This is a genomic window from Lysobacter sp. N42 (assembly GCF_004344885.1).
Genome location: NZ_SKFB01000101.1, coordinates 1 through 1,886, shown reverse-complemented (window position 1 = coordinate 1,886; position 1,886 = coordinate 1). Strand labels below are relative to the sequence as shown.

Sequence of the window (1,886 nt, the reverse complement as noted above, 5' to 3'; positions counted from 1 at the left end):
GGCGATCCCGCCCTGCGCGAGCGCGCTGGCGGTGCCGCTGCCCGCATCGAGCAGCAGCACGGGGCGCGGCGCGCAGGCCAGCGCGGTGCACAGCCCGGCCAGGCCCGCGCCGACCACCACCACCGGCGCCTCGCGCGCCATCAGACGCGCTCGCGGCGGCCGATGGCGAGCATGCGCGCGAGCGCGCGTCGCGCGCCTTCGGCCACCTGCGGCTCCACGTCCACTTCGTGGCGCAGGTCGCGCAGGCACTCGTAGACGTTCTGCAGGGTGATGCGCTTCATGTGCGGGCAGAGGTTGCAGGGCTTGATGAACTGCACGCCGGGAAAGCGCGCGCGCAGGTTGTCGGCCATCGAGCACTCGGTGATCAGCGCCACGCGCTCGGGCTGCTCCTTCTCCAGCCACGCGCCCATGGCGGTGGTGGAGCCGACGAAGTCCGCCTCGGCGGTCACCGCCGGCGTACATTCGGGGTGGGCGACGATGCGCGCGTCGAAGCGGCGGCGCACGTCGCGCGCGTCCTCGGCGGAAAAGCGCTCGTGCACCTCGCAGGCGCCGTGCCACAGGATCAGCTCGACCTGCGTCTGCTGCGCGATGTTCAGGCCCAGGTAGCGGTCGGGCAGGAAGATCACGCGCTCGGCGCCCATCGCCTCCACCACCTGCAGCGCATTGGCCGAGGTGCAGCAGGCGTCGGATTCGGCCTTCACCGCGGCGGAGGTGTTGACGTAGGTGACCACCGGCACGCCGGGGTAGCGCGAGCGCAGCGCGCGCACGTCCGCGGCGGTGATGGAGGCGGCCAGCGAGCAGCCGGCCTCGGGGTCCGGGATCAGCACGCGCTTTCCCGGCGCCAGCACCTTCGCGCTCTCGGCCATGAAATGCACGCCGCAGAGCACGATGGTGTCGGCCTCGCAGTCGGCGGCGGCCTGCGCCAGCGCCAGCGAGTCGCCGGTGACGTCGGCGATGCCGTGGAAGATCTCGGGCGACTGGTAGCTGTGCGCCATCACCACCGCGCCGCGCTGGCGCTTGAGCTCGCGGATCGCGTCGATCCAGGCGAGGTGGAAGGGGATCTCCAGGCAGGGCAGCAGCGGCTCGAGGGTGCGCACGAGGTCGGCGTAGCGCTGCTCGAGGTCGGCGTGCCAGGTCGGTTCGGGAACGGCGTTCATGGCGGTGGCTTCAGTGCGCGGCGCGATGCGCGTCGCGGGCGTCGCGGGCGAGCCCGGCGGCGCGGTGCAGCACGATGCGCAGCGCCAGCGGCACGCGCTCCCAGGGCAGGCGGTCGAGCACGTTGCGCGCGGTCAGCCCCAGCTCGGTGTCGCCGGTGAGCACGAGCCGGCGCTGGAAGAACAGGGTGTCGGCGTCCTCCAGCCGGGCGGCCAGCAGCAACAGGTCGGTGGCGCTGCCGCGCACGCAGGCCTCGGGAGCCTCGTCGACGGCCACCAGGCCCGTGCCGCGCAGCTCCAGCGTCCAGCGCAGGCCGAGGTCGGCCACCTCGATGCCCAGGCGGCGGCGGTGCATGAAGTCGAGCAGGCCGTCGGCGATGGGCACCGCGAGCACCGAGGCGACGGCGCGCTCGAGCAGGCGCCGCTGCAGCGGCTGCGGCAGGCGGCGCAGGAACGGGGCGAGGCGCGCGGGCGGCGGCACGAGGCGCAGCCAGCGCGCGGCGGAAGCGGGGTGGGCTTGCATGGCGGGCGGGATCATGCGGCCGCTTGCCGGCGGCACGCCTTGATCCAGGTCAGCCGCCAGGCCCTGCGCGCGGCGGGCGTCGGCGATGGCCGCCTCGAGCACGGCGTCCACCGTGGCCGCGGGCACGCCCAGGCGCGCGCAGCGAGATCTTGTGCAGGCCCACGCCGAAGTAGTCCATGACCGCGAAGGTCATGGCCAGCACCAGCGGG

Annotated in this window: 2 protein-coding genes; both read right to left on the bottom strand. The window is 74.2% G+C overall.

What is annotated here, in order from left to right:
* Nucleotides 1–140: 140 nt before the first annotated feature.
* Nucleotides 141–1,157: a quinolinate synthase NadA gene (gene nadA / locus EYQ95_RS26070; RefSeq protein ID WP_132332120.1), complete on the bottom strand. Its 1,017-nt coding sequence runs from the start codon at nt 1,155–1,157 to the stop codon at nt 141–143.
* A 10-nt stretch (nt 1,158–1,167) separates the two neighbouring features.
* The gene (locus EYQ95_RS26065; RefSeq protein ID WP_243700085.1) at nt 1,168–1,788 is read right to left on the bottom strand and encodes an SCP2 domain-containing protein; all 621 of its coding nucleotides are present in this window, start codon (nt 1,786–1,788) and stop codon (nt 1,168–1,170) included.
* Nucleotides 1,789–1,886: the final 98 nt, after the last annotated feature.